The organism is Endozoicomonas sp. ALD040 (genome assembly GCF_049275945.1).
Taxonomy (GTDB): Bacteria; Pseudomonadota; Gammaproteobacteria; order Pseudomonadales; family Endozoicomonadaceae; genus Endozoicomonas_A.
Map to the genome: position 1 here is coordinate 4,996,665 of NZ_CP184829.1, position 16,830 is coordinate 5,013,494.

Consider the following 16,830-nt stretch of genomic DNA (forward strand, 5'->3'; position numbering starts at 1 on the left):
ATGAAAATTACAGTCAAAGAACTTTCCGCAATGCCAGCCAGGTGCTTTTCCGTCCAAACAGTTGTTCAGAGATGAATGCGTTCAGTCCATAACGAATTCGATGCCAGATAGCAGGATAGACTATCAGACAGAGAGTCATTATCGACTCATGACCATCACCCTCACGATGCAGTGATGATGTCCTGCATCGGCAATGCTCCTGAAAGCTCCCAAGTCATCACTGACGGTGCGACAGGAAGTGTCGACCAGATCTTTTTGTGCGCACAAATCTGAGTTTTTCTTGTGAAAATAGTCTCTGTCAACTCATCGATGGACGGGTTACACTGACTGAAAGATAAGCTCAAATTCAGTCTGGGCTATGGGAAAAAGAAGAATCACAATAACAGGAGAAGAATGATGAACCGTGCAAAGGGTGGTATGTCAGGCATTTTGTCATTGACGATCAAAGACTCCTCTTCTCTCTATTCATCCTATATGCCTTTTATAACGGGTGGTGGGTTATTTATTCCGACTTCAAAGCGTTACTCACTGGGAGATGAGGTTTTTATTCGTCTGACTCTGATGGATGAAGCGGATAAATTACCTGTTCCCGGCAAAGTGGTCTGGATCACACCCCAGGGCTCTGCCCGAATGGCCGGGATAGGTGTTCAGTTTACTGACGCAACAGACACGGTCAGAACTAAAATAGAAATGTATTTGGCGGGGGCGCTCAAGTCCGATCGCGAAACCAGTACCATGTAAAGCTCTGGCCTGAGGCAGTCTCGTTGCCTGAGGTTTTGACTTCATTCATTATCTGAACAGTATTGGATTTTTTACGACTGAATATGTTGATTGATTCACACTGCCATCTCGACCGTCTCAAGCTCGACAGCTACGACGGTGATCTGGAAGCAGCGCTCAATGCGGCAAGGCAGGCGGGGGTTGAAAGAATACTTTGCGTGGGGATTGATCTTGAGCATGCAGATGCTGTGGTTGGTCTGGCTGACAAATATCAGGATGTGTATGCCTCGGTTGGAATACACCCTCTCGAAAAAGAGGCCGCCGAGCCGGATCTGCAAACCCTGTTGCATTATGCGGCACACCCAAAAGTGATTGCACTGGGTGAGAGTGGTCTTGATTATTATTACTCGGCTGACAATAAAGAAAAGCAGCAGGAACGGTTCAGAATTCATTTGCAGGCAGCTCAGCAGTCACAACTTCCAATGATTGTCCATACCAGAGACGCAAGAGAGGATACCCTTAAGTTGATACGCCAGCATGGCGATCTGGAAAAAGCAGGAGTGCTGCACTGCTTTACAGAGAGCTGGGAGATGGCGAAAGAGGCAATGGAGCTGAACTACTTCATCTCTATTTCCGGCATCGTAACCTTCAGGAATGCGACTGAATTAAGAGAGGTCGTCAAGAAGGTGCCTCTGGATCGGCTGCTGATTGAAACCGACTCCCCTTACCTGGCACCCGTTCCTCATCGAGGCAAACCCAATGAGCCTCGCTATCTGCCTGATGTTGCAAAATGTGTAGCAGAGTTAAAAGGTATTTCACCAGAAAAGCTGGCTGAGGTCACTTCTGAAAATTTTTTCCGGTTGTTCCCCAAAGCGGCTTCTGACTGAAGAGAGGGTTGGTTGTAAATGCAGGCATCCAATCAATTAGCCGACTCTCCAGATTGTCGGTAACGATCAATGAGTGGATATTCACTGAGTCGATCTCCACTATCAAGATAATGGTGACTTCTTTCTACATTAAGGGATTCCACGATCATTCGCCTATGGCATATCCAGAAGACTGTCTTTATAATTGCGCAACCATTTTTTTCAATGGTGAGCCGCTGCGGCCACATAACGATGAATTGATGTGCGATTTTACTTGAGTCTCAGACAGAAGCCTTTCGGACTTATGCTTTCAAGCATGAGGCCGACACGCTCTTCGACAGCATGAGGCTTGGGGATGTTAACCGTCATTTTGCTTGGATCAGAATACTGCCAAACAGGGTTCATTCTACCTGGGTGCGTTCTTCAGGGAGCCTGCAGGACGGACTCAGGTCTGACTGACACCCTTCTGTGTATCTGATTGAAGTAGAGATCATAGCTTGAATTCTGACTTTCCGGTTGGAGAAAAGCTGTGTATTCGGGGTTGTTCTGGTCAGTTGTCGGTTATCACTGGAGAGGCGGGTTTATTCCGGACCTGAAAATTGATTGATTAGGCGAAAGGTATGATCAAAATCAAACAGGGGCTGGATCTTCCGATTACAGGGGCGCCTGATCAAAGCATATCCGATGGCCGAGCAGTTCGCTCTGTCGCCGTGATTGGCTTTGATTATGTAGGTATGAAACCTACAATGGCCGTCGCTGTCGGAGATCGAGTTAAAAAAGGGCAAGAGCTCTTTACTGATAAGAAAACACCGGGTGTGCGCTACACTGCGCCTGCCGGCGGTGTGGTTGCTGCGATTAATCGTGGTGAAAAGCGGGTACTACAATCCGTTGTTATTGATGTCGATGGTGACGATGAAGTCTCGTTTACTGAGCACAAGCCAGAAGCACTGTCAGCCCTGACTGCTGATCAGGTAGAAGCACAACTGAATGAATCCGGATTGTGGACTGCCCTTCGCACCCGACCCTTCAGTAAAGTGCCAGCCTTGGGTTCTCGCCCGGTTTCCATTTTTGTTACTGCCATCGATACCAATCCTCTCTCAGCTAACCCGGAAGTCATCATCAGTGAGCATGCTGAAGCGTTTGAACAGGGCATCAATATCCTCGGCAAACTCAGCGGTGGCAAAATCTTCCTGTGTAAAGCACCCGGTGCTCGTATTCCGGCCGGTATTGCGACTGCTGAAGAGTTTGATGGGCCTCATCCGGCTGGACAGCCCAGTACCCATATTCACTTTCTGGATCCGGTGAGTGCTGAAAAGACCGTTTGGCAGATTAACTACCAGGACGTTATTGCCGTTGGCAAACTGTTCACCACTGGTAAACTCTTTACTGATCGTGTTGTAGCTCTGGCAGGTCCTCAGGTTGAGAAGCCTCGTCTGATGCGGACCCGACTGGGTGCCAGCACTGATGAGCTGGCTGCAGGTGAACTGAAAGAGGGTGATAACCGTATTATCTCTGGTTCTGTATTTGGTGGCCGTACTGCTAAAGGCTCCTTTGCATTCCTGGGTCGTTATCACACACAGGTTTCTGTTCTGGAAGAAGGCAATGAGCGTTTGTTCATGGGGTGGATAAACCCTACTGTGAACCGTCACTCTGTGCTGAATGTTCTGACTTCCGGCTTGAGCAGAAGCAAGCTGTTCAACTTTACAACCACCACCAACGGCAGTGAACGTGCCATGGTACCAGTGGGGCAGTATGAAAAAGTCATGCCTCTGGATATCCTGGCGACACAATTGCTGCGTGCGATTGTGGTTGGCGATACAGAAATGGCCCAGAAACTGGGCGCCCTGGAACTGGAAGAAGACGATCTGGCACTGTGTACATACGTGTGTGCCGGCAAGTATGAATACGGTCCCATCCTGCGCGACAACCTGACCCGTATCGAGCTGGAGGGCTGAGAAATGGCTTTGAGAAAACTCCTTAACTCCCTCGAGCCCCACTTTGTCAAAGGTGGCAAGCACGAGAAGTGGTATGCACTGTATGAGGCAGTAGACACTCTGCTCTATACAGCTCCTAACAAGACCCATAACACCGCTCACGTTCGCGATGCGATCGACCTGAAGCGTATGATGGGCATGGTTTGGCTCTGCACCTTCCCGGCCATGTTCTTTGGTATGTGGAATGTTGGCTTCCAGGCCAACACGGCTATTGCTGGTGGTCTGGCTGCTCCTGCTGACTGGCACGGTGCCCTGATCAGCCTGCTGGCGGGTCATGATCCGGCAAGTCTGTGGGATAACTTCATCTATGGTGCTGTTTATTTCCTGCCTATTTATGCCGTGACATTCCTGGTCGGCGGTTTCTGGGAAGTACTGTTCGCTATCGTTCGTGGTCACGAAGTCAACGAAGGTTTCTTTGTCACTTCTGTCCTGTTCGCCCTGATTGTTCCCCCCAGTATTCCGCTTTGGCAGGTAGCCCTGGGTATTTCCTTCGGTGTTGTAATCGGTAAGGAAGTGTTTGGTGGTACCGGCAAGAACTTCCTTAACCCGGCGCTGACGGGGCGTGCGTTCCTGTTCTTCGCTTACCCTGCACAGATTTCCGGTGACCTGGTCTGGACTGCTGTAGACGGTTTCTCTGGTGCGACTGCCCTGAGTCTGGCGCAGCAGGGAGGTATAGATCAGGTAGTCTCCAATGGCATTACCTGGTTTGACGCTTTCCTGGGTACCATCCAGGGTTCTGTCGGTGAGACCTCTACTCTGGCAATTTTCATTGGTGGTGCTGTGTTGCTGGCGACACGTATTGCTTCCTGGAGAATCGTCGCCGGTACCATGCTGGGTATGATTGCAACGGCAACCCTGTTTAACATGATTGGTTCCGAAACCAACATGATGTTCAGTACTCCATGGTACTGGCACTTGGTTATGGGTGGTTTTGCTTTCGGTCTGATCTTTATGACAACCGATCCTGTATCCGCTTCCATGACCAATACCGGTCGCTGGTATTACGGTATTCTGATTGGCATCATGGTCATCCTGATCCGTACCGTTAATCCGGCTTACCCAGAGGGTATGATGTTGGCCATTCTGTTCGCCAACCTGTTTGCGCCGCTGATTGACCACTTCGTGGTTGAAGCCAACATCAAGCGTAGGGAGGCTCGTGCCTGATGGGTAACGATAGTATCAAGAAGACGTTATTTGTAACGATTCTGCTCTCTCTGGTGTGCTCCGTTGTGGTATCTGCTGCAGCTGTTTTCCTGAAGCCGCAGCAGACCCAGAATGTTGAGCTCGACGTGCAGCGCAACATTCTGAGTATTTCTGGTCTCACCAAAGATGCCAAGGCGCTGAGCAACAGCGAAGTGGCCGAACTTTACAAACAGGTTCAGCCGCGACTGGTTGACCTCAAAACAGGCAAGTTCGTTGAGGAAACATCTGAAGGTCAAACCGCTGATAACTACGACCAGCGTGTTGCAGCCAAGATTCCTGATGAGTCCCGTGCCCTGAGTGGTGCTGAAGATATTGCCAGCATCAAGCGTCAGGCTGACATTGCCAAGGTCTATATCGTTGAGAAAAATGGCAAGCTGGAAACCATCATTCTGCCCGTACACGGCTACGGACTCTGGTCTACCATGTATGGCTTTATGGCTCTGGATAGCGACCTGAACACCGTTAAGGGATTCGGTTTCTACGACCAGAAGGAAACTCCGGGGCTGGGTGGCGAAGTAGACAACCCACTTTGGAAGGACAAATGGCCTGGCAAGAAGATCTACGACAATAAAGGTGTAGTGGAAGCAGGCCTGGTAAAAGGCGGTGCGGATCCCAGGTCTCCTTACAAGGTCGACGGTCTTTCCGGCGCCACTCTGACCAGTAACGGTGTAACCAATCTGATTCATTTCTGGATGGGTAAAGATGGCTTCAAACCGTTCCTTACTAATTTGAAAGCGGGGGATGCATAATGTCTGAGAAGACTAAGGATATCCTGCTGGAACCGGTCGTTAACAACAACCCCATAACCCTGCAGATCCTCGGTATCTGCTCGGCACTGGCGGTGACCACCAGCATGCAGGTCAGCCTGGTAATGGCCATGGCGGTAATCGGTGTTACCGCCTGTTCCAACCTGGCGGTATCTCTGATTCGTAACCACATTCCCAACAGCATTCGTATCATCTGTCAGATGACCGTGATTGCTTCCCTGGTAATCGTGGTAGATCAGATTCTGAAAGCTTACGCTTACGACATCTCCAAGCAGCTGTCTGTGTTTGTTGGTCTGATCATTACCAACTGTATCGTGATGGGGCGTGCTGAGGCCTTCGCTATGAAGAACGGTCCCAGGCTGTCGTTTCTGGACGGTATTGGTAACGGTCTGGGTTACGGTGCGGTGTTGCTGATTGTGGCATTCTTCCGTGAATTGTTCGGTGCCGGCAACCTGTTCGGTGTTGAAATCCTCAAGACTGTTAACAACGGTGGCTGGTACCAGCCTAACGGCCTGATGCTGCTGGCTCCAAGCGCGTTCTTCCTGATCGGTCTGCTGATCTGGGTGATTCGCAGTCGCAAGCCGGATCAGGTTGAAGACAACGAGTTCAAAATGGCTCCTAACACCAAGTTCAGCGAGGCCCACTAAGCCATGGAACATTTCATCTCACTTTTTGTGAAAGCAGTGTTCGTTGAAAACATGGCATTGGCTTTCTTCCTGGGTATGTGTACCTTCCTGGCGGTGTCCAAGCAGGTGAAAACAGCTCTGGGTCTGGGAGTTGCTGTAGTGGCCGTATTGACCATTACTGTACCCATTAACAATCTGATTTATCAGAATATCCTGAAAGATGGGGCGCTGGCACCCGGTATCGATCTGAGCTTCCTGGGTCTGATCACCTACATCGGTGTTATCGCGGCTCTGGTCCAGATTCTGGAAATGTTCCTGGACAAGTTTGTACCGTCACTTTATAACGCGCTGGGTGTATTCCTGCCGCTGATTACCGTGAACTGCGCTATTATGGGAGCTTCCCTGTTCATGGTTGAGCGTGACTATAATCTTGGCGAGTCTGCGGTATATGGGCTGGGAGCTGGTGTTGGCTGGGCTCTGGCAATCGCCGCCCTGGCCGGTATCCGTGAAAAGCTGAAGTACAGTGACGTGCCTTCGGGCCTGCGTGGCCTGGGCATCACCTTCATAACTGTTGGTCTGATGTCACTGGGCTTCCTGTCATTCTCTGGCGTACAGCTCTAAGGAGGTCGTGTAAATATGGATTCTACTATCGTATTGGGCGTAGTCATGTTTACCGTTATCGTGCTGACGCTCGTAGCGGTCATTCTGGCAGCTCGCTCGCGGCTGGTCAGCACCGGTGATGTAACCATCAACATCAACGAAGACCCCGATAAGGCCGTCACCACGGTGGCCGGTGGCAAGCTTCTGACGACTCTGTCAGGTGCGGGCGTCTTCTTGCCATCTGCCTGTGGTGGTGGTGGTACCTGTGCACAGTGCAAGTGTAAAGTACTCGATGGTGGCGGCGAGATGTTGCCCACCGAACGTTCTCACTTCACCAAGCGTGAAGAGAAGGAAGGCTGGCGCCTGTCCTGTCAGGTGAACGTCAAGCAGGACATGGAAATCGAAGTTGAAGAAGAGCTCTTCGGTGTTAAGAAGTGGGAGTGTGAAGTTGTTTCCAACGAGAACGTTGCCACCTTCATCAAAGAGCTGGTTCTGAAACTGCCAGAGGGAGAAGACGTTAACTTCCGCGCCGGTGGTTATGTGCAGCTGGAAGCGCCTGCGCACACGGTTGAGTACAAGAACTTCGATATTCAGGATGAGTACCGTGGCGACTGGGACAAGTTTGACCAGTGGAAGTACGTTTCCAAGGTGGATGAAGAGACCATCCGTGCCTACTCCATGGCTAACTACCCTGAAGAGAAAGGTATCCTCAAATTCAATATCCGTATCGCTTCACCGCCTCCGGGTACTGACTTTGAGCCGGGCAAGATGTCTTCTTACGTCTTTAACCTGAAGCCAGGTGACAAGATGACCGTTTACGGACCCTTCGGTGAATTCTTCGCGAAAGACACCAACAACGAAATGGTCTTTGTCGGCGGTGGTGCAGGTATGGCGCCTATGCGTTCTCATATCTTCGACCAGCTGAAGCGTCTGTCATCTACCCGCAAGATTTCTTTCTGGTACGGTGCCCGCTCCCTGCGTGAAGCATTCTACGTAGACGAGTTCGACAAGCTGGCAAAAGATAACCCTAACTTCACCTGGCATTTAGCTCTGTCTGATCCTCAGCCAGAAGACAATTGGGAAGGTTACACCGGCTTTATTCACCAGGTGCTATTTGACAACTACCTGAAGCAACACGCTGCACCTGAAGACTGTGAGTTCTATATGTGTGGACCTCCCATGATGAATGCTGCGGTAATCAAGATGCTTGAAGATCAGGGCGTTGAACCTGAAAACATCATGCTGGACGACTTTGGTGGTTAATCACTTCGGTGGTTAATCCAGCAGTCTGATGCAGATGTTTATTCGTGAGCACTCAGTTGTTCTCGATACAAAAAACCGGCGATACTCTCAGAGTTCACCGGTTTTTTTGTTGGATTTATCATTGAACCAATATCCGACGGTTAACTTCAGAAACTTTTTGCCCATGACTATCTCAAGAGATAATCACGTCACTCAGCAAAAAAAATAATAGCTATTGGTATAATCAATGTGTAAATTCGACTAGCAGAAGTAATAGATGTTGTTGAAGTAGTTGAAGCAGTCGAGGTAGTTGAAGTAATTGAAGCAGTCGAGGTAGTTGAAGTAGTTGAAGCAGTCGAGGTAGTTGAAGTAGCCGGATCAGTTGAAGTAACTAAATCAGTCCACTCAGAATCATTTGATGTCAATGCATCATAAAAGTATGTTCGATTAGCTGATGAATTAAGGTAAATGCTTTTGGTTATAAAATCAGCGTTAGTGAATATTGGCGTATAGATTATCGGGCTTCCATTGTAAGTAGACCCGGTTGAATGTATACCAATTAGATATTCAGTATTATTAAACTTATAAAATAGCGGTGAGCCTGAATCTCCACCTTTTCCATCCCCTGGATAGTTTAAGATATATCTAAGATCCTTATGTTGGCACATCCGCCGTGTTAGCCATGATAAGCTCACTTTTTTAAGTACTGAGGTTCCCTGGTAGCCTGCTGCAAAAGGGTTTCTTATAAAACTGGCTAGATTTGAACAATTATATATTGAAAAATCAAGAAGGGGATGGTTGTCAAGAATGACATCTTCTGAAAGTTCCATAATTGCAATATCTGTTTTTGGCATTTCAAGATCCGGATGAAGAATGAATCTTTTAACTTTAATTCTTTTTTTGCTATCCATGTTTTTGAAATCTACATATGAATCTAATGCTTTTTTTTCAGAAAGGAAACAGTGAGCCGCACTTAAAACATGTCTTTGAGTGATCAAAAATGCGGTACACCTTGTTATACAACAGGGATCAAAAATATTATTTAGCTGTACAATCCAGGGAAGCTGCCCTACAGGAACTACTTCTGCTGGATCAGTGTACCTTTCCACCCTGTCTCTTGCCAACAACTGTATTGAGTAACATAAGATAAAAAATGTGAACACATGTTTCAGCAAATTCATGTATTTACCTTTGAATTATGAAAATCGAAGGCATAAGGTTAGAACACATTACCGGCGCGAGCTATATAACATCGACTTTTAGGTTAAGGCAGAGTAAGTGCTGATGACCTTGTCGCCCTAAATTATGTCGATGGTCAGTTCTATCAGGCATTATCTTCAAAAACTGTGGCGGTGGCCTGAAGTTGACCCATAAATTTCATGACCTCTCGAGCTCCTGACTCTGCTATTTTTCGACTGAAGCATTTTTCCTTCCTATTTATTTTTTATGGATCTGACGACTAAATGCTGACACGACGGAAAAGGAGTTAACAGTAAGTCGAGTTTTATTCATGGGAAGAGTAGAGAAAGATGTTTCGGTAATCCGTAAATAGTTAGCATATAAACTTATTATTTCCCTGTTGGAAACTAGTTAATATATTAACGCTAAGTTTGTTTGTTTCAGGCAGTGACATTGCCATTGTCTGGTTGAAGCATTATTACGATAGAGGGGACCTCTTCATGCTTTGGGTTCAGTTAGCGGTTGTACTTGGGGCTATTTTTCTTGGGGCTCGGCTGGGTAGTATCGGGATTGGTTTTGCCGGTGCTATGGGGGTGCTGGTATTGACTCTGGGCCTCGGGCTCGAACCCGGGGCAATACCTATAGATGTTATCCTGATCATTATGTCGGTGATTGGTGCAGTGGCTGCCATGCAAGTGGCTGGCGGTCTGGATTATCTGGTTGAGCTGGCCGAGAAGCTTCTTCGCAGTAAGCCAAAGTATATTACTTTTCTTGCACCGACTGTCACTTACGTTATGACTCTGCTGGCAGGTACAGGTCATACTTCTTACTCTACTCTGCCGGTGATTGCAGAAGTGGCTAAAGAAAACGGTGTCCGTCCATCTCGTCCACTGAGTATCGCTGTGATTGCTTCCCAGATAGCCATTACTGCGTCACCTGTCTCTGCCGCAGTGGTCGTGTTCAGTGGCTTCCTTGAGCCCTATGGCATTGATTACCTGCAACTGCTGGCCATCTGCATTCCTACTACCTATGCGGCGGTTATGCTGACCGCTGTTATCTGTAATTTCATGGGTGTGGATCTGGACAAGGATTCTATCTATCAGGAAAGATTGAAAGCTGGTCTGATTACCTTGCGTGAGACCAAAGCCCGTCAGGACTGCAGGAAAGGCGCCGGTCTGTCTGTCGGTATTTTTGCTGTCAGTATTTTGGCTGTGGTGCTTTACGCTACGGCTATCAGCGGTAACGTCGGTCTGATTGAAAATCCTGTTTTGCCCCGCGACTCTGCCATCATGGTATTTATGATGATTGCGGCTGGCCTGATCACTATCTTCTGCAAGATTGATTCTGGCAATATCCTCAATGCCCAGACCTTCAAGTCCGGTATGAGTGCCTGCGTCTGCGTACTGGGTGTTGCCTGGCTGGGTAATACGTTTGTGGGGGCGCACATTGATTCTATCCAGGCTCTGGCAGGCAATTTACTGAACAGCTACCCATGGCTGCTGGCGGTTACACTGTTCTTCGCCTCTATGCTACTTTACTCTCAGGCTGCCACCACTCGAGCCCTGATGCCTGCTGCTCTGGCTCTGGTTGATCCTGTGACCGCTATCGCTTCTTTCGCAGCGGTATCCGCTCTGTTTGTTCTGCCTACTTATCCAACACTGCTGGCAGCCGTAGAAATGGACGAGACCGGGTCTACCCGTATCGGCAAACTGGTATTTAACCACCCATTCTTCATGCCGGGCACTGTCTGTATTGCACTTTGTGTTGCCTTTGGTTTTGTTTTTGCGCCAATGGTTATTTAAAGCGGGCAAAACAGAAACCAGCTTATCACTGATAAAAAAAGCCCGGTTAACCGGGCTTTTTCGCAGAGCTTAGCCGCGATAGTAACGCTGTTCAATAAACGGCATACGACTCACAGTCATAGGCAATTTTTTGCCGCGCACCTGCGCGAAAACTTCTGTTTCCAAGGCAGCATATTCAGTTGTAACGTAGGCCATTGCGACAGGAGCACCAACAGTGGGTCCAAAGGTTCCTGAAGTCACAACGCCGATCTTCTCGCCATCGGCGTTGACGACCTCAGTCCCTTCACGAACCGGAGCACGACTGCTGCCGATTAAACCAACACGTTTACGGGTGAGGTCTTTGTTTTCAATCTGGCTCAGGATCCTGTCTGCGCCGGGGAAGCCGCCAGCACGCTCACCATCCTTACGACGGTTTTTGCTGATGGCCCAGATCAGACTGCTTTCGATAGGCGTGGTTTCTGTATCCAGATCGTGACCATAGAGGCAGAGTCCACTTTCCAGACGCAGGGAGTCACGAGCACCCAGACCAATGAACTCGACTTCCGGCTGATCCAGCAGCATACGACAGAATTTGTCAGCGTCCGCTTCCGGGATTGAGATTTCAAAACCATCTTCACCAGTGTAACCCGAGCGACTGATGTAAACGTCAACGCCTTCAATAGTCATGTGAATGGAGTCCATGAAGACCATCTTCTCTGTTTCAGGCGCGAAGCGGGCCATAACGGATTTTGCTTCAGGACCCTGAATGGCGACCAGAGCACGGTCATCCAGAACCTCCAGCTTAACATCCTCAGGCAGATGAGCCTTCATGTGAGCAATGTCCTGATCCTTACAGGCGGCGTTGACAACAATGTACAGGCTGTCATTGCCTTCGTTGGTGACCATCAGGTCGTCCATTATGCCCCCCTGTTCATTGGTGAACAGGGCGTAGCGTTGCTTGCGCTCAGGCAGATCAATAATGTCGACAGGTACCAGAGCTTCCAGAGCCCTGGCCGGATTGTTGCCTGTCAGACGAACCTGCCCCATGTGGGAGACATCGAACAAACCCGCTTTTGCACGGGTGTGCAGATGCTCGGCTTTAACCCCCAGAGGATATTGAACCGGCATATCGAAGCCTGCGAAAGGAACCATTTTCGCGCCCAGCTCCTGGTGCAGGCTATGCAGTGGTGTTTTTTTAAGTTCGGTCATTAGGGATACTCCCTGAAATTGTGAAGAAGCCGGGGAAGTGACTTCCCCGTTTCAATGCTGGTTCTCAGACGACTTTAGTCTTGTTCTTGATAGCTTTCGATAGATGGGCAGGAGCAGATAAAGTTGCGATCGCCGTAGACATTATCGATACGGTTGGCAGTGGGCCAGTATTTGCCATCGATAGAGCCTTTCAACGGGAAGACGGCTTCTTCACGACTGTACGGATGGCTCCATTCGCTGTCTACCAGATCTTCCATAGTGTGCGGAGCGTTGCACAGCGGGTTATCTTCGGCAGGCCATTCGCCTTCCTGTACCTTGTGAACTTCTTTGCGGATGGCAATCATGGCGCTGACGAAACGATCGATCTCGTCTTTGGACTCGGATTCGGTCGGCTCAATCATCAGAGTGCCGGCAACCGGGAAGGACATGGTCGGTGCATGGAAACCGTAATCCATCAGGCGCTTGGCAATGTCTTCTTCGGTGACACCGCAGGCTTCTTTGATCGGACGAATATCGATAATGCACTCATGAGCCACCTTGTTGTTGCGGCCACGATACAGAACGTCGTAATGAGCAGCCAGTTTCTCAGCCATGTAGTTGGCGTTGAGAATGGCGACTTCACTGGATTGTTGCAGACCCTGCTGTCCCAACATGACAATGTACAGATAACTGATGGGCAGGATAGAGGCGCTGCCAAATGGCGCTGCTGATACTGCACCCATACCTTCGTTATCGCCTTCAATCGGGCTGACGCAGTGGTTTGGCAGGTAAGGCGCCAGATGACTTCTGACGCCGATGGGGCCCATGCCGGGACCACCGCCACCGTGAGGAATAGCGAAGGTTTTATGCAGGTTCAGGTGCGAAACGTCGGAGCCGAACTTGCCAGGTTTGGCGATGCCGACCAGAGCGTTCATGTTGGCTCCGTCCATGTACACTTGACCCCCGTGCTCGTGAACGATGTCGCAGATATTGCGAATCTCTTCTTCATAAACACCGTGGGTGGAAGGGTAGGTCACCATCAGGCAGGACAGGTTTTCACTGTGTTGTTCAGCTTTGGCCTGAAGATCGGCAACATCGACGTTACCATTCTCATCACAGTCAACGACGACCACTTTCATGCCGACCATAGCGGCAGAAGCTGGGTTGGTGCCGTGGGCAGAAGAGGGGATCAGGCAGATATTTCTGTGTACCTGGTTATTGGCTTCCTGATAGTTACGGATGGCCAGCAGACCGGCATATTCTCCCTGGGCCCCTGAGTTGGGCTGCATGGAGATTTTGTCGTAACCGGTGATTTCTTCCAGTGCCGCTTCCAGTTCGTTGATCATGGTCATATAACCCTTGACCTGATCTCTGGGTGCAAACGGGTGGATGTTGGCAAATTCAGGCCATGACACCGGAATCATTTCAGCAGCGGCATTCAGTTTCATGGTGCAGGAGCCCAGAGGAATCATGCCGTGGGTCAGGGAGTAATCCTTGTTCTCCAGACGCTTCAGGTAGCGCATCATATCGGTTTCGGAATGATAGCTGTTGAAATTCGGGTGAGTCAGTACGGCATCAGTACGACGATGCTCGTCTTTGAGGCCGGACACTGCAAACTGGCTGTCAATGGTCTGAATATCCAGATCCTGACCCTGTCCCAGAATGATATTGAACAGCTGCGTGATGTCTTCCGCTGTTGTGGTCTCATCAATGCTGATGCCCAGTTGATCGAAGCTGATGCGACGCAGATTGCAGTCAGCTTCGAGGGCGCGGTTATAGATCGCTTCCTGCTGGCTGCCCACTTTCAGGGTCAGGGTGTCGAAGAAAGTATTATTACACTGAACGCCCAGAGTGGTCAGGCCTTTATGCAGAATAGTGGTCAGGCGGTGGATGCGCTCAGCAATGGTCTTCAGACCTTGTGGCCCGTGATAAACGGCATAGAACGCAGAAATGTTGGCCAGCAGAGCCTGGGCAGTACAGATGTTGGACGTCGCTTTTTCACGACGGATGTGCTGCTCACGAGTCTGCATCGCCATGCGGTAAGCCTGGTTACCACGGCGGTCGATGGAAACACCAATAATACGACCGGGAATGGAGCGCTTCAGTTTTTCACTGGCAGCAAAGAAAGCGGCGTGCGGACCACCAAAGCCCATAGGGACACCAAATCGCTGGCTGCTGCCCAAAGCAATGTCAGCCCCCAGCTCACCGGGTGACTTCAGCAGCATCAGAGCCATCAGGTCGGTGGCGACAGACACCATGGCTTTTTGTTCTTTGGCTTTGGCGACGATGCTGGCGACATCGGTAATCTGTCCGTGAGTGCCAGGGTACTGCAGCTGTACACCGAAGATATCGTGTTTTTCGAGATCGGTAACAGGGTTGCCGACTTCTACCTGGATGCCCATGTGCTCAGCACGGGTTTTGATGACGTCGATGGTTTGCGGGTGGACGTCGTCTGCAACAAAGAACACCCTGTTCTTGCTGCGGCTGGATCTATGGCAAAGTGCCATCGCTTCTGCAGCTGCGGTGGCTTCGTCCAGCAGGGAAGCGTTGGCGACTTCCATACCGGTCAGGTCCATGACCATTTGCTGGAAGTTCAGCAAGGCTTCCAGACGGCCCTGGGAGATTTCGGGTTGATAAGGCGTGTAGGCAGTGTACCAGCCGGGGTTTTCCAGAACGTTTCTGAGGATGACGTTTGGAATATGGGTGTTGTAGTAGCCCATACCAATGTAGGATTTGTTCACCTTGTTCTGGTCAGCCAGTGAACGCAGGTATGCCAGCGCCTGAACTTCTGTCTTGCCCGCTGCAACCGCCAGGGTGTTCTCTCCTGGGGTAGTGGATGGGCGAATGGCTTTGGGAACGGTCTGTTCAATCAGATCAGACAGTGACTCCAGTTTCAGTTCGGACAGCATTGCCTGTTGCTGAGCCTGATCCGGGCCAATGTGACGACCGGTAAATGCGTTGCTCTGTTCCAGAGCGCTGAGTGCCTGTTTATCAACAGCCATGTTTCTACCTTTCTCTGACGGCCGTCGGTGGATGGGACAGCCCTGTGATGGTCTGAAAATACCTGAACCACGGACCTCGGCCCATGCTCCCATGGGAATGCTCCGGGTTATACGGAGCATTCCGGGTATTTGTGCTGATTATTTTTGCTTTTATTGGCATCTGTCACGAGTCTCAGCACACGACAACATTGACTGCCAGTCCGCCAGTGGCGGTTTCCTTGTACTTATCCTGCATGTCCAGGCCAGTCTGGTGCATGGTTTCTATCACGCTGTCCAGTGAGACCCGATGCTGGCCGGTACCCTGTAGGGCGAGTCGTGCCGCATTAATGGCTTTGACTGCACCCATAGTGTTTCGCTCTATGCATGGCACCTGAACCAGACCTCCAACCGGGTCACAGGTCAGTCCCAGGTTATGTTCCATACCAATTTCTGCCGCATTTTCTATCTGTTCATTGGTGCCGCCCAGAACGGCGCAGAGTGCCCCTGCTGCCATGGAGCAGGCTACCCCGATCTCGCCCTGACAGCCCACTTCAGCGGCTGAAATGGAGGCATTTTTTTTGTACAGCATACCAATGGCGGCTGCGGTAGCCAGAAAAGCCTGAATGCCCTGTTCGCAGCTGCCGGGAACAAAGCGATCATAATAAGCCAGAACGGCGGGTATGACACCGGCAGCACCATTAGTCGGTGCGGTGACGACCCGGCCCCCTGCTGCATTTTCTTCATTCACGGCCAGGGCAAAAAGACTTACCCAGTCCATGCTTTGCAGGTCATCCCAATGCTCTTTTGGCTTGTTGATTAAGCGTTTGTGTATGTCACTGGCGCGGCGGGCAACATCCAGTCCCCCGGGCAGTTTCCCGGTTTGCTGGCAACCGCGCTGGATGCATTGATCCATCACCTGCCAGATGGCCATCAGATCCCCGGAAATATCCTGACTGCGACCGAGATGTTTTTCGTTTTCAAGCACCAGCTCGGCGATGGATAAACCACTGTTTTTGCCGTGGTCCAGTAGGTCCTGACCTTTTTCAAAAGGGTAGGGAATGGGGGCAGCTTGAAGGTTGGTGGATAGATTGGAAGAGGCTTCCTGCTCGTTGAGAACAAAACCGCCACCTACCGAGTAATATCGGTTCTTGTAAAGGACTTGCCCATCGGCATCGAGAGCCGTAAGTGACATGCCATTGGGGTGATTGGGCAGGGAGTTTCCAAAATGAAATTGCAGATCAGTATCGAAATGAAAGGTTATAGTCCTGATTCCACCCAGCTTGAGTCGATCGTTGTTCTTAATGTCAGAGACGTATTCAGGCACTTTGTCGGGACTCACGCTATCAGGGTGTTCGCCCAGAAGTCCCAGAAGGACGGCAACATCTGTAGCGTGTCCTTCTCCGGTCATGGCCAGAGAACCATAGAGGTCGGCCTTAATGCGGTGTGTCTGCTCGAAGTGCTGGTTGGTGTGGAGTTCATCCAGAAAAAGGTTGGCAGCCACCATGGGACCCACGGTATGTGAGGATGAAGGCCCGATGCCAATTTTAAAAAGGTCGAAAATGCTCAGTCCCATGATCTGCTCCCTCTGTATTCTTATCTCATAAAAACCTTTTGTATTTTAGATTTTTATCGGACTAACGATTCTGGTCTGAAAGAAGCCGTTGTTTTTCCACGATAAGATCC

13 protein-coding genes are annotated in these 16,830 nt (G+C 50.0%); 9 read left to right on the forward strand and 4 right to left on the reverse strand.

The window, feature by feature from the left end; translation table 11 throughout:
* Positions 1 to 396: 396 nt before the first annotated feature.
* From ACOJUN_RS18405 to nqrF, 8 genes are all read left to right on the forward strand, one after another.
* Positions 397 to 741, forward strand: coding sequence for a PilZ domain-containing protein (locus ACOJUN_RS18405; protein WP_422137097.1), 345 nt, complete (start codon positions 397 to 399; stop codon positions 739 to 741).
* A gap of 62 nt (positions 742 to 803) precedes the next feature.
* Positions 804 to 1,607, forward strand: coding sequence for a TatD family hydrolase (locus tag ACOJUN_RS18410; RefSeq protein ID WP_422133360.1), 804 nt, complete (start codon positions 804 to 806; stop codon positions 1,605 to 1,607).
* 599 nt (positions 1,608 to 2,206) lie between these two features.
* On the forward strand, positions 2,207 to 3,541 hold the full coding sequence (locus ACOJUN_RS18415) for a Na(+)-translocating NADH-quinone reductase subunit A (RefSeq protein WP_422133361.1): 1,335 nt from the start codon (positions 2,207 to 2,209) through the stop codon (positions 3,539 to 3,541).
* A 3-nt stretch (positions 3,542 to 3,544) separates the two neighbouring features.
* Positions 3,545 to 4,744: an NADH:ubiquinone reductase (Na(+)-transporting) subunit B gene (locus ACOJUN_RS18420; RefSeq protein ID WP_422133362.1), complete on the forward strand. Its 1,200-nt coding sequence runs from the start codon at positions 3,545 to 3,547 to the stop codon at positions 4,742 to 4,744.
* The gene (locus tag ACOJUN_RS18425; RefSeq protein WP_422133363.1) at positions 4,744 to 5,532 is read left to right on the forward strand and encodes a Na(+)-translocating NADH-quinone reductase subunit C; all 789 of its coding nucleotides are present in this window, start codon (positions 4,744 to 4,746) and stop codon (positions 5,530 to 5,532) included. The genes ACOJUN_RS18420 and ACOJUN_RS18425 overlap by 1 nt, the downstream gene beginning before the upstream one ends.
* Positions 5,532 to 6,197: an NADH:ubiquinone reductase (Na(+)-transporting) subunit D gene (locus ACOJUN_RS18430; protein ID WP_422133364.1), complete on the forward strand. Its 666-nt coding sequence runs from the start codon at positions 5,532 to 5,534 to the stop codon at positions 6,195 to 6,197. The genes ACOJUN_RS18425 and ACOJUN_RS18430 overlap by 1 nt, the downstream gene beginning before the upstream one ends.
* A 3-nt stretch (positions 6,198 to 6,200) precedes the next feature.
* Complete coding sequence (gene nqrE / locus ACOJUN_RS18435; RefSeq protein ID WP_317141965.1) at positions 6,201 to 6,797, forward strand: NADH:ubiquinone reductase (Na(+)-transporting) subunit E; 597 nt, start codon at positions 6,201 to 6,203, stop codon at positions 6,795 to 6,797.
* Positions 6,798 to 6,812: 15 nt separating this feature from the next.
* Positions 6,813 to 8,039 carry an NADH:ubiquinone reductase (Na(+)-transporting) subunit F gene (gene nqrF / locus ACOJUN_RS18440; RefSeq protein ID WP_422133365.1) on the forward strand — a complete coding sequence of 409 codons (1,227 nt, stop codon included), beginning with the start codon at positions 6,813 to 6,815 and terminating at the stop codon, positions 8,037 to 8,039.
* A gap of 188 nt (positions 8,040 to 8,227) precedes the next feature.
* Here nqrF and ACOJUN_RS18445 read toward each other — a convergent pair whose 3' ends face one another.
* A complete protein-coding gene (locus ACOJUN_RS18445; protein ID WP_422133366.1) occupies positions 8,228 to 9,199 on the reverse strand; it encodes a trypsin-like serine protease in 972 nt (323 codons plus the stop codon).
* 498 nt (positions 9,200 to 9,697) lie between these two features.
* Here ACOJUN_RS18445 and ACOJUN_RS18450 point away from each other — a divergent pair, with 498 nt between their 5' ends.
* Entirely contained in the window at positions 9,698 to 10,999 is a 1,302-nt protein-coding gene (locus ACOJUN_RS18450) for an anaerobic C4-dicarboxylate transporter (protein ID WP_422133367.1), read from the forward strand.
* A 69-nt stretch (positions 11,000 to 11,068) separates the two neighbouring features.
* Here the strand turns inward: ACOJUN_RS18450 and gcvT are convergent, their stop codons facing one another.
* The 3 genes from gcvT to ACOJUN_RS18465 all read right to left on the reverse strand — a co-directional run bounded on the left by gcvT (position 11,069) and on the right by ACOJUN_RS18465 (position 16,720).
* Positions 11,069 to 12,187: a glycine cleavage system aminomethyltransferase GcvT gene (gcvT, locus tag ACOJUN_RS18455; RefSeq protein ID WP_422133368.1), complete on the reverse strand. Its 1,119-nt coding sequence runs from the start codon at positions 12,185 to 12,187 to the stop codon at positions 11,069 to 11,071.
* A gap of 74 nt (positions 12,188 to 12,261) precedes the next feature.
* Positions 12,262 to 15,168: an aminomethyl-transferring glycine dehydrogenase gene (gene gcvP, locus ACOJUN_RS18460; RefSeq protein WP_422133369.1), complete on the reverse strand. Its 2,907-nt coding sequence runs from the start codon at positions 15,166 to 15,168 to the stop codon at positions 12,262 to 12,264.
* Positions 15,169 to 15,340: 172 nt separating this feature from the next.
* Positions 15,341 to 16,720 (reverse strand): L-serine ammonia-lyase, encoded by a 1,380-nt coding sequence (locus ACOJUN_RS18465; protein ID WP_422133370.1) that lies wholly within the window; start codon positions 16,718 to 16,720, stop codon positions 15,341 to 15,343.
* Between the last annotated feature and the right edge of the window lie 110 nt (positions 16,721 to 16,830).

What these genes read in the sequence shown, in the direction of transcription:
- ACOJUN_RS18405 (WP_422137097.1), top strand. Translation starts at nt 397, where the DNA reads ATGAACCGTGCAAAGGGTGGTATGTCAGGCATTTTGTCATTGACGATC.
- ACOJUN_RS18415 (WP_422133361.1), top strand. Translation starts at nt 2,207, where the DNA reads ATGATCAAAATCAAACAGGGGCTGGATCTTCCGATTACAGGGGCGCCT.
- ACOJUN_RS18420 (WP_422133362.1), top strand. Translation starts at nt 3,545, where the DNA reads ATGGCTTTGAGAAAACTCCTTAACTCCCTCGAGCCCCACTTTGTCAAA.
- ACOJUN_RS18425 (WP_422133363.1), top strand. Translation starts at nt 4,744, where the DNA reads ATGGGTAACGATAGTATCAAGAAGACGTTATTTGTAACGATTCTGCTC.
- ACOJUN_RS18430 (WP_422133364.1), top strand. Translation starts at nt 5,532, where the DNA reads ATGTCTGAGAAGACTAAGGATATCCTGCTGGAACCGGTCGTTAACAAC.
- nqrE (WP_317141965.1), top strand. Translation starts at nt 6,201, where the DNA reads ATGGAACATTTCATCTCACTTTTTGTGAAAGCAGTGTTCGTTGAAAAC.
- nqrF (WP_422133365.1), top strand. Translation starts at nt 6,813, where the DNA reads ATGGATTCTACTATCGTATTGGGCGTAGTCATGTTTACCGTTATCGTG.
- ACOJUN_RS18445 (WP_422133366.1), bottom strand. Translation starts at nt 9,199, where the DNA reads ATGAATTTGCTGAAACATGTGTTCACATTTTTTATCTTATGTTACTCA.
- ACOJUN_RS18450 (WP_422133367.1), top strand. Translation starts at nt 9,698, where the DNA reads ATGCTTTGGGTTCAGTTAGCGGTTGTACTTGGGGCTATTTTTCTTGGG.
- gcvT (WP_422133368.1), bottom strand. Translation starts at nt 12,187, where the DNA reads ATGACCGAACTTAAAAAAACACCACTGCATAGCCTGCACCAGGAGCTG.
- gcvP (WP_422133369.1), bottom strand. Translation starts at nt 15,168, where the DNA reads ATGGCTGTTGATAAACAGGCACTCAGCGCTCTGGAACAGAGCAACGCA.
- ACOJUN_RS18465 (WP_422133370.1), bottom strand. Translation starts at nt 16,720, where the DNA reads ATGGGACTGAGCATTTTCGACCTTTTTAAAATTGGCATCGGGCCTTCA.